Here is a 17,795-nt window from a genome sequence, read left to right as displayed (position 1 = left end):
CCAGGGAGGCGGCAAACGCCGGGGCGCCCCCACCCCTACCCTCCCCCAAAGGGGGAGGGAGCAAGGCAAGGTCAGCCCGTGACCTTCCCGAGCATCAGGTACTCCATCAACGCCTTCTGCACGTGCATCCGGTTCTCCGCCTCGTCCCACACCACGGACTGCGGGCCGTCGATCACGTCCGCTTCCACTTCCTCGCCGCGGTGGGCGGGCAGGCAGTGCATGAACAGGGCGTCGGGCTTGGCCACGCGCATCATCTCCGTGTCGACGCACCAGTCGGCGAAGGCCGCGCGGCGCTCCTCGTTCTCGGCCTCGAAGCCCATGCTGGTCCACACGTCGGTGGTCACCAGGTCGGCCCCCCGGCAGGCTTCCATCGGATCCCGGAAGACCTTGTAGCTGTCGCTGCTGCGGATGCCGGCGACGGCCTGGTCCACCTCGTAGCCGCTGGGCGTGCTCACGTGCACGCAGAACCCGAGCAGCTCCGCCGCCTGCAGCCAGGTGTTGGCCATGTTGTTGCCGTCACCCACCCACGCCACCACGCGGCCCTTGATCGAGCCGCGGTGCTCGATGTAGGTGAAGATGTCCGCCAGGATCTGGCACGGGTGGAATTCGTTGGTGAGGCCGTTGATCACCGGCACGCGCGAATACTCGGCGAACTTGTCGATGCGCTCCTGCCCGAAGGTGCGGATCATCACGATGTCCACCATGCGGCTGATCACGCGCGCCGTGTCCTCGATCGGCTCCGAGCGACCGAGCTGGCTGTCGCCGGTGGTCAGGTTCACCACGCTGCCCCCGAGCTGGTACATCCCCGCCTCGAAGCTCACGCGGGTGCGCGTGGAGGCCTTCTCGAAGATCATGGCCAGCGTGCGGTCGGCCAGCGGGTGGTACTTCTCGTAGTTCTTGAACTTGCGCTTGATCGCCGCGGCACGCTGGAAGATCCACTCGTGCTCCTCGGTGCTGAAGTCGCTGAACTGCAGGAAATGCCGGATCGCCATCGTGTGCTTCACTCCGCCAGGAATTGCCGGACGAGCGGCGCCAGGATCGCGACGACGTCGTCGGCCTGCCGCTCGGTCAGGATCAGGGGCGGCAGCAGCCGCACCACGGTGTCGGCCGTGACGCTGATCAGGAGGCCCGCCTCGGCGGCGCGCTGCGTCAGCACGCCGCAGGGTCGGGCCAGCTCCACGCCGATCATCAGGCCCTGGCCGCGGATCTCCACCACTTCCTTCAGCCCGCCCAGCTCGCGCGCCAGCGTCTGCTTCAGGCGCGCACCCACCCGCTCGGCGTTCTCCAGCAGGCCGTCCTCTTCCATGATGCGGATGGTCTCCACGCCGGCGCGCGTCGCCAGCGGGTTGCCGCCGAAGGTGGTGCCGTGGTTGCCCGGCTGGAAGATGTCGGCCGCCTTCGGCCCCGCCACCACCGCCGCGATCGGCACGCCCGAGCCCAGGCCCTTGGCCAGCGGCATCACGTCCGGCACGATGCTGGCCCACTGGTGCGCGAACCACTTGCCGGTGCGCCCCATGCCGCACTGCACCTCGTCGATGATCAGCAGCCAGTCCTTCAGGTCGCACAGCTCGCGCACCTTCTGCAGGTAGTCGATGCGCATCTGGTTGATGCCGCCCTCGCCCTGGATCGTCTCGAACATCACGGCCACGACGTTGCGGTTGCCGTCGGTGGCCTGCCGCAGGGCGTCGATGTCGTTCATCGGCACCCGGATGAAGCCTTCGACCAGCGGCCCGAAGCCCTTCTGCACCTTCTCGTTGCCGGTGGCCGAGAGCGTGGCGATGCTGCGGCCGTGGAAGGCCTTCTCGTAGACGACGATCTCGGGCCGCTCGATGCCGCGGTCGTGCCCGTACTTGCGCGCCAGCTTGATCGCGGCCTCGTTGGCCTCCAGCCCGGTCGAGCCGAAGAACACGTTGGTCATGCCCGAGAGCTGCACCAGCTTGGCCGCCAGCTTCTCCTGGTTGGGCACGTGGTAGTAGTTCGAGCTGTGGATGATCTTGGCGACCTGGTCCTGCAGCGCGGGCACCAGCTTGGGGTGGTTGTGTCCCAGCGTGTTGACGGCGATGCCTGCCAGCGCATCGAGGTAGCGCTTGCCGTTGACGTCCCAGAGGTACACCCCCTCGCCGTGGTCCACCGCGATGGGCAGCCGGCCGTAGGTGTTCATGGTGTGGGGCGATGCCGCCTCGAGGTTGGGCATGGGCGTTCCTGTTCTCCAAACGAAAAGCGGCTCAACGTGCGGGGTCCCCGGGGAAGCTTGCCTGCCGGGGTGGCACCGATGTGAGCCGTTGGAGCACGATTGTAGGCACACGCCCCGGCGGCCTTGTTTGAGAATTCCGCATCGCAGCGATGCGGTGGCCGCGACAGCCCCGTGACAGCTCGGTGCGGTCCAATCTTGGGGTCAACTCTTATATAAGATACAATACTTGTGCGGTGCAGCAGACCGGATGGCTGCCCCGATCGACGCATGCGACTCCCACCCATGGTTCTGAAGATCGCCGACGAAGTGTTCATCCAGGGATTGACCCGGGAAGGACGGACGTTCCGCCCCAGCGACTGGGCGGAGCGGCTGGCCGGCGTGATGAGTTCCTTCCGCCCCGGCGGCGCCCAGCCGGGCAGCCACCTGAACTATTCGCCCTGGTGCATCCCGACGGTGATCGAGGGCGTGAAGTGCGTGATCGTCAACCGGGCCCTGCGCGACTACGAACCCATGGCCTGGGACTTCGTCATGAACTTCGCCCGCGACAACGAGCTGAAGATCACCGAAGGCGCCCCGCCGCAGCGGGAGCGCGCCCAAGAAGCGGCATAGCGCCTTTTCGGACGCCGTTGAATGCGGACTTCCGGACGCAAAGGGTACGCAGAGGGCGCAAAAGAAACCATCCAGAGTTTTCTTTGTCTTCTTTGCGTCCTCTGCGTACCCTTCGCGTCCTCTGCGTCCGGCTGTCCGTTTTTGACTCCCCAACGAAAAAACCGCCCGGAGGCGGTTTTCTCGTTTGCTGGCAGCGCACCCGGATCAAACGGCGTGGGCCTTGCGGCTCACGGGCTGACCTGACGCTGTGACGTCAGGCGGCGGGGGCCGCGGCCTGGAGGGCCTTGACCTTGGCCGACAGGCGGCTCTTGTCGCGCGCGGCCTTGTTCTTGTGGAAGATGTTCTTGTCGGCCACCTTGTCCACGATCGATTGCGCCTTGGCGAACAGTTCGGTCGCCTTGGCCTTGTCACCCGCGACGACCGCCTTCTCGACGTTCTTCACCGCGGTACGGTATTTGGAGCGCAGCGAGGTGTTCGCGGCGTTCAGCTTGACGTCCTGGCGGGCGCGCTTGCGCCCCGACGCCAGGCGGGGGTTCTTCTTCTTGGGTTTTCCAGAAGCCATTGATTGAATCCTTCGTGTCTGAGGATGATGCCAGCAAAGCCGACCATTATAGCCCGAGGCCTTCTCCCCGGCCAGTGGCGGGGAAACCGGGCGGTGGGCAGGGCTACACTCGCGCCGGTGAGCCTGTTCAAAGCCGCTTCCACCGTCTCCGCCCTCACCCTCGCGTCCCGCATCACCGGCCTGGCCCGCGACATGCTGTTCGTGGCCTTCTTCGGCGTGAGCGCGCTCACCGACGCCTTCTACGTCGCGTTCCGCATTCCCAACCTGTTCCGCCGCATCTTCGGCGAGGGCGCCTTCAGCCAGGCCTTCGTGCCGGTGCTGGCCTCCTGCCGCACGAAGGAAGGCGATGCCGGCGCCAGCCGGATGGTGGAGCACGTGGGCACCGTGCTGCTGTGGGTGCTGGTGCTGCTGTGCATCGCGGGGGTACTCGGTGCCCCGCTGATGGTCTGGACCCTGGCCAGCGGCCTGCGCAAGGACCCGCACGCCTACGACGCGGCGGTGCTCATGACGCGCTGGATGTTCCCCTACATCGGCTTCATGTCGCTGGTGGCGCTGGCGGGCGGCATCCTGAACACCTGGAAGAAGTTCGCGGTGCCGGCGGCGTCGCCGGTGCTCCTGAACCTGTCGATGATCGCGTCCATCACGATCGCCGCGCCCCTGTTTCGCCGCTTCGGCATCGAGCCGATCTATTCGCAGGCGATCGGCGTCATGGCCGGCGGCGTGCTGCAGCTGGCCATCCAGGTCCCGGCGCTGCGGCGCCTGGGCATGTGGCCGCGCTTCCGGCTGGCCTGGGCCGGCATCCGCGAATCCTGGAACGACCCCGCCACGCGCGAGATCCTGCGGCTGATGCTGCCGGCACTGCTCGGGGTGAGCGTGGCCCAGATCTCGCTCCTGATCAACACGCAGATCGCCTCCTACCTGCCGGCGGGCAGCGTGAGCTGGCTGAACAACGCCGACCGGCTGATGGAGTTCCCCACCGCGATGCTGGGGGTCGCGCTCGGGGTCGTCCTCATGCCGCAACTGGCCGCGGCGCGCGCGGGCGGCGACGAGGCGCGCTACTCCGCGATGCTGGACTGGGGCCTGCGCCTGGTCGTGCTGCTCGCCATCCCCAGCTCGGTGGCGCTGCTGGTCTTCTCCGCGCCGCTGGTGGCCACGCTGTTCCACTACGGCGCGTTCAAGGACAGCGACGTGAGCCAGGTCGCCCTCGCGCTGGCGGGCTACGGCACCGGCCTGCTGGGACTCGTCGCCATCAAGGTGCTGGCGCCGGGCTATTACGCCAGCCACGACATGAAGACGCCGATGCGCATCGCGATCGCGGCGCTGATCGTCACGCAGCTGCTGAACGTGGCGCTGGTGCCCTGGCTCAAGCACGCGGGGCTCGCGCTCTCGATCGGGCTGGGCGCGCTGGTCAACGCGGGCTCGCTGCTGGTGGGCCTGCTGCGGCGCGGCAGCTACAAGCCCAGCCCGGGGTGGGGCATCTTCGCCCTGCAGGTGCTGGCGGCCAGCGCGCTGCTGGCGATCTTCCTCATGTGGGCCAACGGCCATTTCCCCTGGGTCGCGTGGCGGACCGAGCCGCTCAAGCGGGCGGGCATGCTGGCGGCGCTGGTCGCCGGCGCCGGTGCTCTCTATTTCGGAGCACTGCTGGCGGCGGGCCTCAAGCTGCGTCAATTTGTCACGCACTGAGGACGCCCCGCGCCATAGAGCGCCGCCCGCTTGACGGCCCCTGGCCCGTCCATTACAACGATTGACCATGACGTCGCTGCCCATCAATGCGCCCACGCCGCTGGATTATTTCCGGATGCTGGTGCAAAGCGACGAGCACTTCCCGCTGCTCGAGGCAGCGGCGAGCATCGCGCAGGACGAATACCCGGACCTGGATTTGCAGACGGTGCTGGGCGACGTCGACCAGCTGCTCGCGCGCCTGAAGCGCCGCATCCCCGCCGACGCCGCCGCCCTGCAGCGGCTGCGCACGCTCAACCAGTTCTTCTTCCGCGACCTGAGCTTCGGCGGCAACGTCAACGACTACTGCGACCCGGACAACAGCTACCTCAACGTGGTGCTGCGCACGCGCCGCGGCATCCAGATCTCGCTGGCGGTGCTGTGGATCGAGCTGGCGCAGGGCATCGGGCTGCACGCGCGGGGCGTGTGCTTCCCGGGCCACTTCATGGTCAAGGTGAACCTGCCCAAGGGGCAGGTGGTGATCGACCCGTTCACCGGCCAGTCGCTCTCGCGCGAGGAACTGTCGGAGCGGCTGGAGCCCTACAAGCGCCGCAGCGGGCTCATCGACGAATTCGAGGTGCCGCTCGGGCTGTACCTGCAGGCGGCGCCGCCGCGCGACATCATCGCGCGCATGCTGCGCAACCTGAAGGAAATCCACCGCGCGCAGGAAGACTGGCAGCGCGTGATCGCGGTGCAGAACCGCCTGCTGGTCCTGCTGCCGGACGCCTGGGCCGAGTACCGCGACCGCGGCCTCGCGCACGCCGAGCAGGGCCACTCGGAGCAGGCCGTGGGCGACCTGGAAACGTATCTCGTGCACGCGCAGGACGCGCTGGACATCGACGCGATCGCGGATCGCGTGGCGAACCTGCGCCGCGCGAAGCAATAGCGCGATGCGCCTGTTCGCAGGCTGTTGCTGAGGCGCGCAGCGCCGGGATCAACCGGCCTGGGTGAGGATGCCGTGGCCGGGATGCAGCGGCCGCGCACCGAGCACGGAGGCCCGGCGCACCGGCAGGATGGGCTCGCGGCGCGACTCCGGCTGCTGCGCCACCGGCAGCAGCACCGGCCGCAGCCATCGCAGCACGGGCTCCCATTGCGCGAGGTCGGTCGGGACCTGCGAGGGCGCCACGTCGAACAGCGTGAGCCCGCGCTCCAGCGCCCTCACGTACAGCTGCGTCTCGCGCAGCATGCCCATCATCTCGATGTCCTGCTCGCCGGCCCAGGCGCGCAGCACGTTCGCCGCGTTGGTGCGACCGTCCACGCGCATGCCCACGGTGGCCAGGCGGCACTGTCCCTTCGCCACGCGCGGCAGCGTCTTGAGTTCTTCCAGGCAGGCGGCGGCCGATTCGCGGTCGAACACCGAGGGGCAGACGGGGACCACGATCGCATCGGCGAACATCACGATGCGCGCCAGCTCGAAGCCATGCAGGCCGCCGGGGGTGTCGAGCACCACGTGCGTGATGCCCGTCGGCACGCGCAGCACGTTCTTCTGGTCCACCACCCAGGGCGCGATGCCGGGCAGGGCAGGATCGCGCCGGCGCAGCCAGCCGCGGCTGGACTGCTGGCGATCGACGTCGCCCAGCATCACCGCCAGCTGCTGGCGCGCGCACCATGCCGCGACGTGCGCGGCGAAGGTGCTCTTGCCGCTGCCGCCCTTGCGGTTCACCACCGCCACCACCGGCATGGGATCCTCCCTCCTTGTGCGTTGCCCAGCGGGGCCCGCCTGTCCGGATGGTGCTCTTCCGTGTGGGGCCCGCGCCACCCCGCCGGTCCGCCGGCGCGCGCCGTTCGCCGCGCGCGTGTTTCAGAATGTCTGCCAACCGCCCTTGCCGGCCACCGTTGCCGCGGCTTCGGTCTCCTGCCGCGGGGACGCCAGCGCCGGCGCCTCGTTGCGCGGGCGCACCTGGATGGTCGCCGGCACGGGCTTCGCGGTCGCCGCCGCCTCGGCCCCCACCTCGCGGGAGGCCGCGGCGGCATCGGAGTCGTCGCCCAGCTTGAAGCGGGCCACGGCCTGCCACAGCCCGCCCGCCTGGGCCTTCATCGATTCGGTGGCCGCCGCGCCTTCTTCCACGAGCGCGGCGTTCTGCTGCACCACCGCGTCCATCTGCGTGATCGCGGTGTTGACCTGCCGGATGCCCGAACTCTGCTCCTCGCTCGCCGCGGCGATGTCGGCGACCAGGTCGCTCACCTGCTTCACCGCGCGCACGATCTCCTGCATCGTGCGGCCGGCCGTGTCGACCAGCTTCGCGCCCGCGTCCACGCGCCCGGCGGAGTCGCCGATCAGCGCCTTGATCTCCTTGGCGGCGGTGGCGCTGCGCTGGGCGAGGTTGCGCACCTCCGCGGCCACCACGGCGAAGCCGCGGCCCTGCTCGCCCGCGCGCGCGGCTTCCACCGCGGCGTTCAGCGCCAGGATGTTGGTCTGGAAGGCGATGCCGTCGATCACGCCGATGATGTCCGCGATCCGGTTCGAGGCCTCGGAGATGCCGCTCATGGTGCGCACCACCTGGTCCACCACGTCGCCGCCCTGGCGCGCGATCTCGGAGGCGCCCACCGCGAGCTGGCTCGCCTGGCGCGCGTTGTCGGCGTTCTGGTTCACCGTGGCCGTCAGTTCCTCCATCGAACTGGCCGTCTCTTCCAGCGTGCTGGCCTGTTCCTCGGTGCGCTGCGACAGGTCCTGGTTGCCCTGCGCGATCTGCGCGCTGGTCTCGGAGACGGCGCGCGCGCCGGTGGCCACCTCGCCCACCAGGCTGCGCAGGTGCTCCGTCATCTCCGACAGCGCCGCGAGCAACTGGCCGGTCTCGTCGGTGCCGGCCGCCCGGAGCGTCTCGCTCAGGTCGCCCTGCGCGATCCGCCCCGCGGAGGCGATCGCCGTGCGCAGGGGCCGCACGATGATGCCGCTCATGAGCCAGGCGATGGCCGCGGAGGCGAGCAGGGCGGCTGCGGTGATCGCCAGCATCGTGCCGGTGGCGATGCGCGAGGTGCCGGCCGCGGCCTCGTAGCTGCTGTCGGACAGCTTCTTTTCCAGCTGCACCAGGGCGTCGAAGTGCTTCTGCATGGCCTGGAACTGCTTGTCCGCCATCTGCATCGCGGTGGCGCCGGTGAGGGTGTCGCCGGCGCTCAGGTCGATCGCAGCCTCCACCGACTTGCGGTACTTGGCGAGTTCGGCGTTCGCCTGGCTGGCGATCTGCCGTTCCTCCTGCGACAGCCCCGGCTGCGCCACCAGCGCCGTGAGCTTGGCGCTGACGGCGTCGATGCGGTCCTTCTGCTCGCCCACGATCTGGCGGATGCGGTCTTCCTTCAGCCCCGAGAGCCAGGTGATGAGGCGGTACACGTTGGAGTGGACGGCGGTGACCTCCTGCGCCGCGTCGGCGCTCACCTGGTAGGTGTGCAGCCGGGTGCGGGCCAGGTCCTCCAGCGCCGCGTTCTGCTGGCGCAGCGCCCCGTACGCCACCGCGCCGACGAGCACCAGGAACGCCATCGCCACGATGGGCGCCACCAGGATCTTGTGCAGGACTTTCAAGTTGTTCTCCGCTGGCGGGACCGTCCCGCCGATCGACTCAGCCCTCGATGTTGCGTGCCGGCGGCCAGTCGCGCGAGTACACCGGGTTGGCCAGGAACTGCCTGGCGTTGTGGGTCCAGAACTGGCTCACGTTGGGATAGGTCTTCACCACCGCGTTGACCAGCCGGCCGTCCTTGCGCTCCACCTTGCGGATCAGGACGTCGCCGACCGCGTTGCCGTACTCGTCGAAGCGCACCGGGCCGCGCAGGGTCTGCGTGTGCGACTTGCGCAGCGCCGCCATCAGCGCCTGCGGGTCGGAGGCCTTGCCGCCCACCGTCTTCAGCGCCGATTCGAGCACCTCCGCGCTGATGTACATGGCGGCGGCATAGAAGCCGGGGTCGTAGCCGTGCGCCTTGCGGAAGTCCGGCACGAAGCGCGCGTTGGCGGGCGTGGCGAGGTCCGCGGAGTACCAGGACGCGGTGTGGATGCCCAGCGCCTCGTCGCCCATGTTGCGCAGCACCGATTCGTCCAGCGAGGTCATGCTGCCCACCAGCGGCAGCTTGTCGCGCAGGCCGGCGTCGGCGAACTGGCGGATGAAGCGGAAGCCGTTGGAGCCGGCGAAGGCGAGGAACACGCCGTCGACCTTGGCCAGCTGGCCGACCGCGCCGGAGTAATCGGGGGTGACCAGCGGCGTGTAGATCCGCTGCACGATCTTGCCGCCGGACTCCTCGAACACCCGCTGGAAGCCGGCCGCCGTCTCGTGGCCGTAGGGGAAGTCGTCGGCGACCAGCGCCATGCGCTTGTATTTCAGCGTCTTCGCGCAGTAGTCGGCCATCACGTGCGCCGTCTGCGCCGACGAGGCGGTGGGCCGCACCAGCCAGGGATTGGCCTTGCGCTGCGTGACGTCCTCGGCGGCCGCCGTCGACACCAGCGGCAGCTTGTGCGAGCGCGTGACCTCGTCCAGCGCGAGCAGCTCGATGGCCGTCTGCGGGCCGAGCAGGGCGTGGATCTTCTGCACCTCGCACAGCTCCGCCACCTTGGCGCGCGCCACGTCCGCCTTGGCGCCGGCGTCGACGAAGAAGACCTGCACCTTGCGGCCGGCCATCATCTGGTCGCGTTCGGCCAGGTAGATGTTCAGGGCGCGCTCCATGTCGATCCCGCCCGATGCCAGCGGCCCGCTCTTGACGGCCATCAGGCCGATGCGCAGGGTGTCTCCTGCAGCCTGCGCCCGGGCCAGCCCTGGCAGTGCGATGGTCAGGCCCGCGGCAGCGGTGGTCTGCAGAAAGTCACGTCGATTGCCCATGTGTCCTCCAGGTTCGCCCGGCATCGGGCTTGAGGGGGAGCTTAGGGAAAGTCGTTACTGAATGTTTCAGAAGACGGAGAGCTCGTTGACCGCCGTCAACGATTTGCCGCTGGTCGCCGACCGGAGGCTGGGGCGCGTGGTTTGTCGGCGTCAGCCGTCGCGGCCGACGCGCGCCAGGGCCGGGGAGGCCATGAGGCCCAGCGCCAGCAGGCACAGCCCCGCCCCCGCGCCGAAGGTGGCCACGGCGCCGAAACGGTCCCACAGCCAGCCGGCGAGGCCGCTGGCCATCAGCAGGGCGAGGCCGCTGGCCAGGTTGAACACGCCGAAGGCGGTGCCGCGCAGCTGCGCCGGCGCCGTATCGGCCACCATGGTGGCCAGCAGGCCCTGCGTCAACGCCATGTGCAGGCCCCACAGCGCGATGCCGGCCCATAGCAGCACGCCCGCGCCGGCGGCGGCCAGCGCCAGGTCCGCGGCGACCAGCACCGCCAGCCCGATGGCCAGCAGCTTGCGGTGCGACATCGTGTCGGCCAGCTTGCCGAACGGATACGCGCCGACCGAATACACGACGTTCATTGCGATCAGCACCAGCGGCGCCCAGGCGATGGCGAGGCCGCCCTGCTGCGCGCGCAGCACCAGGAAGGCCTCGCTGAAGCGCGCCAGCGTGAACACCGCGCCCAGCCCCACGACCCACCAGTAGGCCGGCGAGAGCTGGCGCAGGTTCTCGCGCCGGATCGGGTTGACGCGCTTGCCGCCCGGGGGCGCATCGGGCTCGCGCACGCCGAAGGCGAGCAGCGCGACCGACAGCATGGCGGGGATCACCGCGACCCAGAACACGGCATGGAAGTCGTTGGCCCACAGCAGCATCAGGGCCACGGCGAGCAGCGGCCCGAGGAAGGCGCCGACGGTGTCGAGCGCCTGCCGCAGGCCGTACGCGGCGCCGCGCTGTTCCGGGTTCACCAGGTCGGCCACCAGGGCGTCGCGCGGGGCGCCGCGCAGGCCCTTGCCGACGCGGTCGATCAGCCGCGCGCCCAGCACCGTGCCGGTGGTGGTCGCCAGCGCGAACAGCGGCTTGGAGGCGGCGCCGAGCCCGTAGCCGAGCATCGCCAGCGGCTTGCGCTTGCCCAGCCAGTCGCTCCAGGCCCCCGAGAACACCTTCACGATCAGTGCGGTGGCCTCGGCCAGGCCTTCGATCACGCCCACGGCGACCATGCTGGCGCCGAGGCCGCTCACGAGGAAGACCGGCAGCAGGCTGTGGATCATCTCCGAGGAGACGTCCATCAGCAGGCTCACGAAGCCCAGCGCCCAGATGCTCGCCGGCAGCCGGGGGGCGGCGCTCTGCATCGCCGCGTCAGGCCAGGGTGACGGCGGCTCCGGTGCCGCGCGGGGCGATGCGGCCGATCTCGTGCACCGTCTCGCCGGCCTGGCGCAGCGTCGCGGCGATGTCCGCGGCCTCCGAGGGCGCGGCCACCACCACCATGCCGATGCCGTTGTTGAAGGTGCGGTTCATCTCGTGGTCGTCGATGGCCGCGGTGGCCTGCAGCCACGCGAACAGCTCGGAGCGCGGCCAGCTCCCCAGCTTCAGTTGCGCGGCCAGGCCGTCGGGCAGCACGCGCGGGATGTTCTCCAGCAGGCCGCCGCCGGTGATGTGGGCCAGCGCCTTGATGCCGGCGGGGTGCTTCGCGAGCGCCGCCAGCACGTTCTTCACGTACAGGCGGGTGGGCTCCATCACCGCTTGGCGGAAGGGCCGGCCATCGAGCGTCGCGGGCAACTGCGCGCCGGAGCGCTCGATGCACTTGCGCACCAGCGAGAAGCCGTTGGAGTGCACGCCGCTGGAGGCCAGCCCCAGCACGATGTCGCCTTCCTTCACGTCCTGACCCGCGAGGATGCGCGACTTCTCCACCACGCCCACGGCGAAGCCGGCCAGGTCGTATTCGCCCGCGGGGTACATGCCGGGCATCTCCGCCGTCTCGCCGCCGATCAGCGCGCAGCCCGAGAGCTCGCAGCCGCGGGCGATGCCGCCCACCACCGCGGCGGCCGTGTCCACGTCGAGCTTGCCGCAGGCGAAGTAATCGAGGAAGAACAGGGGCTCGGCGCCCTGCACCAGGACGTCGTTCACGCTCATGGCCACCAGGTCGATGCCCACCGTGTCGTGCATGTTCCACTCGAAGGCGAGCTTGAGCTTGGTGCCCACGCCGTCGGTGCCGCTCACCAGCACGGGCTCGCGGTAGCGCTTGGGCACCTCGAAGAGGGCGCCGAAGCCGCCGATGCCCGCCAGCACGCCTTCGCGCAGCGTCTTCTTCGCCAGCGGCTTGATGCGTTCGACCAGCGCGTCGCCGGCGTCGATGTCGACGCCGGCATCCTTGTACGAGAGGGGGGAAGCGTTCATGCAGGTGCGCAGCCGGAGCCTGCGGCGCCGACCGATAGAATTTGCGGCTGATTCTAGTGTCATCGGGCCCGGAGGTCGGCCCTTCCCGAATGCAATTCACCCCCACGCAGAAGCGCGCCGCGGCCTGGATGGCCATCGCCTTCCTGGGCCTGCTGGCGCTGCGCGCCCTGGGGCCGGTGCTCACGCCCTTCATCATCGCCTGCGTGCTCGCCTATGCCCTGACACCGCTGGTCGACCGGCTCGACGCCCTGTGGCGGGGCCGCATGCCGCGCATCCTGGCGGTGGTGATCGTGGAACTGCTGCTGGTCGTCGTCCTGCTGTCCCTGTCGCTGCTGGTGGTCCCTGTGCTGCTGAAGGAACTGCCCCTGATGCGCGAGCAGATCCCGGTGCTGTTCGACCGCCTGCACGACCGGCTGTCGCCGTGGCTCGCCCAGTTCGGCGTGCGCATCTCGCTGGACCTGGCGAGCCTGCGCGCCCAGCTCATGGAGTACCTGCAGACCAACTGGAGCGACAGTTTCGGCTCCGTCTGGTCGTCCCTGAAGATCGGCGGCAGCGTCGCCCTGATGGTGATCTTCAACGTGCTGCTGGTGCCCGTGGCCCTGTTCTACCTGCTGCTGGACTGGAAGCGGCTGGTCGCGCGGGTGCTGGAACTCGTGCCGCCCCGGGCGCGTCCGGGGGTCGACTCCTTCACGTCGGAGGCCGACCAGGTGCTGGGGCAGTACCTGCGCGGGCAATTGCTGGTGATGCTGACGATGGCGGCCTTCTACAGCGGCGGCCTGGCGCTGTTCGGGCTGGAGCTGGCGCTGCCGATCGGCGTGTTCACCGGGCTGGCGATGTTCGTGCCGTACGTCGGCTTCGGCATCGGGCTGATCCTGGCGCTGCTGGCGGGCCTGCTCGAATTCGGCTCGGCCAAGGCCTTCCTGATGGTCGGCCTGGTGTACGGTACGGGGCAGGTGTTCGAAGGCTTCTTCCTCACGCCCCGGCTGGTGGGCGAACGCATCGGCCTGCATCCGCTGGCCGTGATCTTCGCGCTGCTCGCCTTCGGGCAGCTGTTCGGCTTCGTCGGCGTGCTGGTCGCGCTGCCGGCCAGCGCGGTGCTGCTGGTGGCGATCCGGCGCGCGCGCAGCGGCTATTTCGCCAGCAAGCTCTACCACAGCTGATGAAGCAGCTGCCCCTCGACATCGGCCTGGCGCGCGCGCCCACCCTCGCCAGCTTCCTGGCGGGGCCCAACGAGGCCGCGTGGAAGCACCTGCAGCTCTGGGCCGGCAGCCCGACCCGCTCGCCCGTGCCGACCTACCTGTGGGGGCCGCCGGGCAGCGGCAAGACGCACCTGCTCAAGGCGGTGCAGGAAAGCCTGCGCGAGCAGGGCGCCCGCACCGGCTGGCTGGACCCGTCCATGGCGGAGCCGCCCGCCTTCGACGAGCGCTGGGCCGTGGTGCTGCTGGACGACGTGCATCGCTACAGCGCGGTGCAGCAGCACGCGGCCTTCAGCTGGTTCGTGCAGGCACAGGCACTGCAGCGGGGCGTGCTCGCCGCCGGCGCGCTGCCGCCGACGCGCCTCGCGTTGCGCGAGGACCTGCGCACGCGCCTGGGCTGGGGCCACATCTTCGAGCTGCAGGTGCTGTCCGAACCGGAACGCCGGGCGGTCCTGCGGCAGGCCGCCGACGCGCGGGGCGTGTTCCTCGGCGACGACGTGATGGACTTCATCCTGCACCGCTTCTCGCGCGACCTCGGCAGCCTCATGCTGCTGCTGGAGCACCTGGACGCCTACGCCCTGCAGACGCAGCGCGCGATCACCATCCCCCTGGTCAAGGCCATGCTGGAGAACGAGTGAGCCCCGGGAAACAAAAAGTCGCGCTGTTCGACCTCGACCACACGCTGCTGCCGATCGACTCCGACTATTCGTGGGGCGAGTTCACCCAGCGCATCGGCTGGACCGACCCGGTGGTGTTCAAGCGCCGCAACGACGAGTTCTATGCGCACTACCTCGCCGGCACCCTCGACGTGCACGACTACGTGCGCTTCGCCGTGGACGCGCTGCGCACGCGCGGGCCCGAGGCCTACCGCGAGGCCCATGCGCGCTTCATGCAGGAATGGATCGCCCCCAGGCTGCGCGAGGCCGCGCGGGAGCTCGTACGCGGCCACCAGCAGCGCGGCGACCTCGTGGCCATCGTGACGGCCACCAACGAGCTCGTCACGCGTCCCATTGCGGCCGCCTTCGACGTGCCCGAGCTGATCGCGGTCGAGCTCGAGCGCGACGGCTCCGGCTGGATCACCGGCGAGATCGCGGGCGTGCCCTCCATGCGCGAGGGCAAGGTGGTGCGCGTCGCGCAGTGGCTGGCCGCGCGCGGACTCGACTGGCTGGACGTCGAGTCGACCTTCTATTCCGACTCCCTCAACGACCTGCCCCTGCTGGAGCAGGTGGACCACCCGGTCGCCACCAACCCGGATCCGCGCCTGCGCACCATCGCGCTCGAGCGCGGCTGGCGCATACTCGACCTCTTCGACAGAGAATGATCAAAAAGTTCATCGACAAGCTCATTGCGGGCGCGAGCGGCCGCAAGCCGAAGTTCGGCAAGCGCCAGGAAGTCGGCCCCGAGCAGCACGGCATCGACCCGACCCTGGTGGACGACCGCGCCTTGAGCGTGGTCCACGCCCTCAAGGAAGCCGGCCACGAAACCTACATCGTGGGCGGCGCCGTGCGCGACCTGCTGCTCGGCCTGCGGCCCAAGGACTTCGACGTGGCGACCAACGCCACGCCGGAGGAAGTCAAGTCGCTGTTCCGGCGCGCCTTCATCATCGGCCGGCGCTTCCGCATCGTGCACGTGGTGTTCGGGCGCGGGCGCGAGCACGAGGTGATCGAGGTCTCCACCTTCCGCGCCTACATGGACGCCGCCGCGACCGAATCGGTCGAGGGCAACGAGCGCACCAGCAAGGCGGAACTGGCGGGCATGCACCATGCCGTGCATTCCTCCGGCCGGGTGCTGCGCGACAACGTCTGGGGCCCGCAGGAAGAAGACGCCGCGCGGCGCGACTTCACCATCAACGCCATGTACTACGACCCGGAAACGCGGATCGTGGTGGACTACCACAACGGCATCGCCGATGCCAAGAAGCGCCTGCTGCGCATGATCGGCGATCCGGCCACGCGCTACCGCGAGGACCCCGTGCGCATCATCCGCGCCGTGCGCTTCGCGGCCAAGCTGGCCGGCCTGGGCTTCAAGTTCGAGCCCAAGACCAAGGCGCCGCTGCTGCATTCGCTGCCGCTGTTGAACGAGGTGCCGCAAAGCCGCCTGTTCGACGAGATGCTCAAGCTGCTGCAGACGGGCCACTCGCTGGCCACGATCGAGCAGCTCAAGCAGCTGGGCATGGCCACGGGCATCTACCCGCTGCTGGACCTGGTGGTCGAGCGCGCCGAGCAGCCCTTCGTGCGCGCCGCGCTGCAGGACACGGACCGCCGCGTGGGCGAGGACAAGCCCGTCGCGCCCAGCTTTCTGCTGGCCTGCGTGCTGTGGGCCGACGTGCGGGACGGCTGGGCCGCCCGCATCGCGCGCCGCGAGCATCCCTTCCCGGCGCTGCAGGCCGCGATCGACGAGGTGTTCGATGCGCGCATCGGCGACATCTCCGGGCGCGGCAAGCTGGGTGCCGACATGCGCGAGATCTGGATGATGCAGCCGCGCTTCGAAAAGCGCGTCGGCCACACGCCCTTCAGCCTGGTGGAGCAGCCGCGCTTCCGGGCCGGCTTCGACTTCATGCGGCTGCGCGCCGACGTCGGCGAGGTCGACGTGACGCTGGCCGACTGGTGGCAGGAGTTCAGCCAGGCCAGCGACGCCGTGCGCGAGGACCTGGTGGAGGCCCTGCGCGAGGAGCAGCACAAGCAGCGCCGCGCGCGCGGGCCGAAGAAGCGCAGCGACGAGGCCGGCGCCGAAGCGCCGGCGCCGCGCCAGCGGGCGCAGCGGCCCGCCGATGGCGAAGCCCGCGAGGAAGCGGCACCGGCCGAAGACAGCGCCTCCGACGCGCCGCGCAAGCGCCGCCGGCGCCGCCGCAAGCCCGGCGGGCAGGGCGCGGCGCAGCCCTCCGAGGGCTCGGGGGCCGGGCCGGCCGACTAGGGCTGTACCGGGCCATTCCATGCGCGCGCCGGTCACGGCTTTCGTGGGCCTCGGCGCCAACCTCGGCGACGCGCAGGCGGCGCTGCGCGCTGCGCTCGCGGGCATCGCTGGCTTGCCCGGCACGCGCCTTGTGCGCAGCTCGCGCATCTACCGCAGCGCGCCGGTGGATGCGGGGGGGCCCGACTACCTCAACGCGGTCGCGCAGGTGGAGACCACGCTGGATGCCTTCGCGCTGCTGCGCGCGCTGCAGTCGCTCGAGAACGCGGCCGGCCGCGAGCGCCCGTACCGCAACGCCCCGCGCACGCTGGACCTGGACCTGCTGCTGTACGGGATGGCGCGCATCGAGAGCGCGGTGCTGACGGTGCCGCATCCGCGCCTGCGCGAGCGCGCCTTCGTGCTGCTGCCTTTGGCGGAACTCGCGCCGGAGCGGGTCGCGGCGCGCGATCTCGCGGCCGTGGCGCACCAGCGCATCGCGCCATTACCCGGCGCGTCATCGACGCCCTGACCTCGCGCATGCACCATGGGGGCATCCAAAACAGAAAGGAGCCTTCCATGACAGACACGGGCCTCGTCGCCATCGCCTGCGGCCTCATCATCGGCCTGGGCGCGATCGGCGCCTGCCTGGGCATCGGCACCATGGGCGGGCGCTTCATCGAAGGCGCGGTGCGCCAGCCCGAACTGATGAACGAACTGCAAACCAAGATGTTCCTGCTCGCCGGCCTGATCGACGCCAACTTCCTGATCGGCGTGGGCGTGGCAATGATGTTCGTGTTCGCGAATCCGTTCGCGTAGAAAACCGAAGGCAGGACGCAGAGGGCGCAAAGGGTACGCAGAGGACGCAAAAGAAAACCATCTGAAGTTTTCTTTGTCCTTTTTGCGTCCTCTGCGTACCCTTCGCGTCCTCTGCGTCCGGCTGTCCGGCTGTCCGCCTTTCAAAACCACTCCACCAACCCCGACTGCTCCGCGTTCTGCGGGTTGGAGCCGGCGTCGCGCACGCGTTGCACCGCTTGCTGGGCGTCCAGGCCCAGGGCCTTGAGGACGCAGGCGGCGGCGGTGCCGGTGCGGCCCATGCCGGCGGCGCAGTGCAGCAGGACGGACTTGCCGGCGCGCACCGTGTCGGCGATCGTGTTGACGTCGCGCCGGAACGCCGCCGGGTCCTCCGGCAGGCCGAAGTTGCGCATCGGCACGTGCATCCAGCGAAACGGCAGCCGCCCCCGCCCGACCGCCGCGTGATAGTCCGGCGACAGCTCCGCCAGTTCCAGCTTCGGCGTCAGGCACACGACCAGCCCCAGCCCGCTGCGCTCGGCCTCCGCGCTGAACGCCGACCAGGCCTGGAAGCGCCCGGGCATCGGCCCCAGCCAGAGCTGGCCGGGGACCTCGGGAGGCAATCGCACGCGTCGCAGGGTCATGCGGGATT

At 69.9% G+C, this 17,795-nt stretch carries 18 protein-coding genes; 9 read left to right on the top strand and 9 right to left on the bottom strand.

Features of this window, described 5'->3' with window-relative positions; genetic code table 11:
* Nucleotides 1–71: 71 nt before the first annotated feature.
* Entirely contained in the window at nt 72–992 is a 921-nt protein-coding gene (argF, locus tag WG923_RS09705; protein ID WP_340350737.1) for an ornithine carbamoyltransferase, read from the bottom strand.
* 8 nt (nt 993–1,000) lie between these two features.
* Nucleotides 1,001–2,194 carry an aspartate aminotransferase family protein gene (locus WG923_RS09700; RefSeq protein WP_340350736.1) on the bottom strand — a complete coding sequence of 398 codons (1,194 nt, stop codon included), beginning with the start codon at nt 2,192–2,194 and terminating at the stop codon, nt 1,001–1,003.
* 282 nt (nt 2,195–2,476) lie between these two features.
* On the opposite strand from WG923_RS09700, the gene WG923_RS09695 reads away from it, so the two are divergent.
* Nucleotides 2,477–2,803, top strand: coding sequence for a DUF3579 domain-containing protein (locus tag WG923_RS09695; protein ID WP_340350735.1), 327 nt, complete (start codon nt 2,477–2,479; stop codon nt 2,801–2,803).
* Nucleotides 2,804–3,056: 253 nt separating this feature from the next.
* Here WG923_RS09695 and rpsT read toward each other — a convergent pair whose 3' ends face one another.
* Nucleotides 3,057–3,365: a 30S ribosomal protein S20 gene (gene rpsT, locus WG923_RS09690; RefSeq protein WP_340350734.1), complete on the bottom strand. Its 309-nt coding sequence runs from the start codon at nt 3,363–3,365 to the stop codon at nt 3,057–3,059.
* 117 nt (nt 3,366–3,482) lie between these two features.
* On the opposite strand from rpsT, the gene murJ reads away from it, so the two are divergent.
* Both murJ and WG923_RS09680 read left to right on the top strand, forming a co-directional pair.
* Nucleotides 3,483–5,048 (top strand): murein biosynthesis integral membrane protein MurJ, encoded by a 1,566-nt coding sequence (gene murJ, locus WG923_RS09685; RefSeq protein ID WP_340350733.1) that lies wholly within the window; start codon nt 3,483–3,485, stop codon nt 5,046–5,048.
* A 67-nt stretch (nt 5,049–5,115) separates the two neighbouring features.
* On the top strand, nt 5,116–5,970 hold the full coding sequence (locus WG923_RS09680; RefSeq protein ID WP_340350732.1) for a SirB1 family protein: 855 nt from the start codon (nt 5,116–5,118) through the stop codon (nt 5,968–5,970).
* 48 nt (nt 5,971–6,018) lie between these two features.
* On the opposite strand, the gene WG923_RS09675 is transcribed toward WG923_RS09680, so the two are convergent.
* From WG923_RS09675 to purM, 5 genes are all read right to left on the bottom strand, one after another.
* The gene (locus WG923_RS09675; protein ID WP_340350731.1) at nt 6,019–6,765 is read right to left on the bottom strand and encodes a ParA family protein; all 747 of its coding nucleotides are present in this window, start codon (nt 6,763–6,765) and stop codon (nt 6,019–6,021) included.
* Nucleotides 6,766–6,885: 120 nt separating this feature from the next.
* Nucleotides 6,886–8,601 (bottom strand): methyl-accepting chemotaxis protein, encoded by a 1,716-nt coding sequence (locus WG923_RS09670; protein ID WP_340350730.1) that lies wholly within the window; start codon nt 8,599–8,601, stop codon nt 6,886–6,888.
* A 37-nt stretch (nt 8,602–8,638) separates the two neighbouring features.
* On the bottom strand, nt 8,639–9,883 hold the full coding sequence (locus WG923_RS09665; protein ID WP_340350729.1) for an ABC transporter substrate-binding protein: 1,245 nt from the start codon (nt 9,881–9,883) through the stop codon (nt 8,639–8,641).
* Between the two features lie 150 nt (nt 9,884–10,033).
* Complete coding sequence (locus WG923_RS09660) at nt 10,034–11,224, bottom strand: MFS transporter (RefSeq protein ID WP_340350728.1); 1,191 nt, start codon at nt 11,222–11,224, stop codon at nt 10,034–10,036.
* Nucleotides 11,225–11,231: 7 nt separating this feature from the next.
* A complete protein-coding gene (gene purM / locus WG923_RS09655; RefSeq protein ID WP_340350727.1) occupies nt 11,232–12,269 on the bottom strand; it encodes a phosphoribosylformylglycinamidine cyclo-ligase in 1,038 nt (345 codons plus the stop codon).
* A gap of 89 nt (nt 12,270–12,358) precedes the next feature.
* Between purM and WG923_RS09650 the strand changes: the two genes are divergently transcribed.
* From WG923_RS09650 to atpE, 6 genes are read left to right on the top strand one after another with little or no spacing between them, the layout of a single operon-like run.
* Nucleotides 12,359–13,429 (top strand): AI-2E family transporter, encoded by a 1,071-nt coding sequence (locus WG923_RS09650; protein ID WP_340350726.1) that lies wholly within the window; start codon nt 12,359–12,361, stop codon nt 13,427–13,429.
* Nucleotides 13,429–14,103, top strand: a complete 675-nt coding sequence (hda, locus tag WG923_RS09645) for a DnaA regulatory inactivator Hda (RefSeq protein ID WP_340350725.1) — start codon at nt 13,429–13,431, stop codon at nt 14,101–14,103. Before WG923_RS09650 ends, hda begins: the two co-directional genes overlap by 1 nt.
* On the top strand, nt 14,100–14,786 hold the full coding sequence (locus WG923_RS09640; protein WP_340350724.1) for an HAD family hydrolase: 687 nt from the start codon (nt 14,100–14,102) through the stop codon (nt 14,784–14,786). The genes hda and WG923_RS09640 overlap by 4 nt, the downstream gene beginning before the upstream one ends.
* Nucleotides 14,783–16,378, top strand: a complete 1,596-nt coding sequence (gene pcnB, locus WG923_RS09635; protein WP_340350723.1) for a polynucleotide adenylyltransferase PcnB — start codon at nt 14,783–14,785, stop codon at nt 16,376–16,378. Before WG923_RS09640 ends, pcnB begins: the two co-directional genes overlap by 4 nt.
* Nucleotides 16,379–16,397: 19 nt before the next feature.
* Nucleotides 16,398–16,883: a 2-amino-4-hydroxy-6-hydroxymethyldihydropteridine diphosphokinase gene (gene folK, locus WG923_RS09630; RefSeq protein ID WP_340350722.1), complete on the top strand. Its 486-nt coding sequence runs from the start codon at nt 16,398–16,400 to the stop codon at nt 16,881–16,883.
* Between the two features lie 47 nt (nt 16,884–16,930).
* Nucleotides 16,931–17,170, top strand: coding sequence for a F0F1 ATP synthase subunit C (atpE, locus tag WG923_RS09625; RefSeq protein WP_340350721.1), 240 nt, complete (start codon nt 16,931–16,933; stop codon nt 17,168–17,170).
* A gap of 140 nt (nt 17,171–17,310) precedes the next feature.
* Here the strand turns inward: atpE and WG923_RS09620 are convergent, their stop codons facing one another.
* Nucleotides 17,311–17,787 carry a protein-tyrosine phosphatase family protein gene (locus WG923_RS09620; protein WP_340350720.1) on the bottom strand — a complete coding sequence of 159 codons (477 nt, stop codon included), beginning with the start codon at nt 17,785–17,787 and terminating at the stop codon, nt 17,311–17,313.
* Between the last annotated feature and the right edge of the window lie 8 nt (nt 17,788–17,795).

The sequence above is a fragment of the Ramlibacter sp. AN1133 genome, from assembly GCF_037890035.1.
Lineage (GTDB): Bacteria > Pseudomonadota > Gammaproteobacteria > Burkholderiales > Burkholderiaceae_C > Ramlibacter.
This window is presented reverse-complemented; position numbering and strand designations above follow the sequence as displayed.

Coding starts and splice junctions, on each gene's coding strand:
- argF (WP_340350737.1), bottom strand. CDS start 992: ATGGCGATCCGGCATTTCCTGCAGTTCAGCGACTTCAGCACCGAGGAG.
- WG923_RS09700 (WP_340350736.1), bottom strand. CDS start 2,194: ATGCCCAACCTCGAGGCGGCATCGCCCCACACCATGAACACCTACGGC.
- WG923_RS09695 (WP_340350735.1), top strand. CDS start 2,477: ATGGTTCTGAAGATCGCCGACGAAGTGTTCATCCAGGGATTGACCCGG.
- rpsT (WP_340350734.1), bottom strand. CDS start 3,365: ATGGCTTCTGGAAAACCCAAGAAGAAGAACCCCCGCCTGGCGTCGGGG.
- WG923_RS09680 (WP_340350732.1), top strand. CDS start 5,116: ATGACGTCGCTGCCCATCAATGCGCCCACGCCGCTGGATTATTTCCGG.
- WG923_RS09675 (WP_340350731.1), bottom strand. CDS start 6,765: ATGCCGGTGGTGGCGGTGGTGAACCGCAAGGGCGGCAGCGGCAAGAGC.
- WG923_RS09665 (WP_340350729.1), bottom strand. CDS start 9,883: ATGGGCAATCGACGTGACTTTCTGCAGACCACCGCTGCCGCGGGCCTG.
- WG923_RS09660 (WP_340350728.1), bottom strand. CDS start 11,224: ATGCAGAGCGCCGCCCCCCGGCTGCCGGCGAGCATCTGGGCGCTGGGC.
- purM (WP_340350727.1), bottom strand. CDS start 12,269: ATGAACGCTTCCCCCCTCTCGTACAAGGATGCCGGCGTCGACATCGAC.
- WG923_RS09650 (WP_340350726.1), top strand. CDS start 12,359: ATGCAATTCACCCCCACGCAGAAGCGCGCCGCGGCCTGGATGGCCATC.
- hda (WP_340350725.1), top strand. CDS start 13,429: ATGAAGCAGCTGCCCCTCGACATCGGCCTGGCGCGCGCGCCCACCCTC.
- pcnB (WP_340350723.1), top strand. CDS start 14,783: ATGATCAAAAAGTTCATCGACAAGCTCATTGCGGGCGCGAGCGGCCGC.
- folK (WP_340350722.1), top strand. CDS start 16,398: ATGCGCGCGCCGGTCACGGCTTTCGTGGGCCTCGGCGCCAACCTCGGC.
- atpE (WP_340350721.1), top strand. CDS start 16,931: ATGACAGACACGGGCCTCGTCGCCATCGCCTGCGGCCTCATCATCGGC.
- WG923_RS09620 (WP_340350720.1), bottom strand. CDS start 17,787: ATGACCCTGCGACGCGTGCGATTGCCTCCCGAGGTCCCCGGCCAGCTC.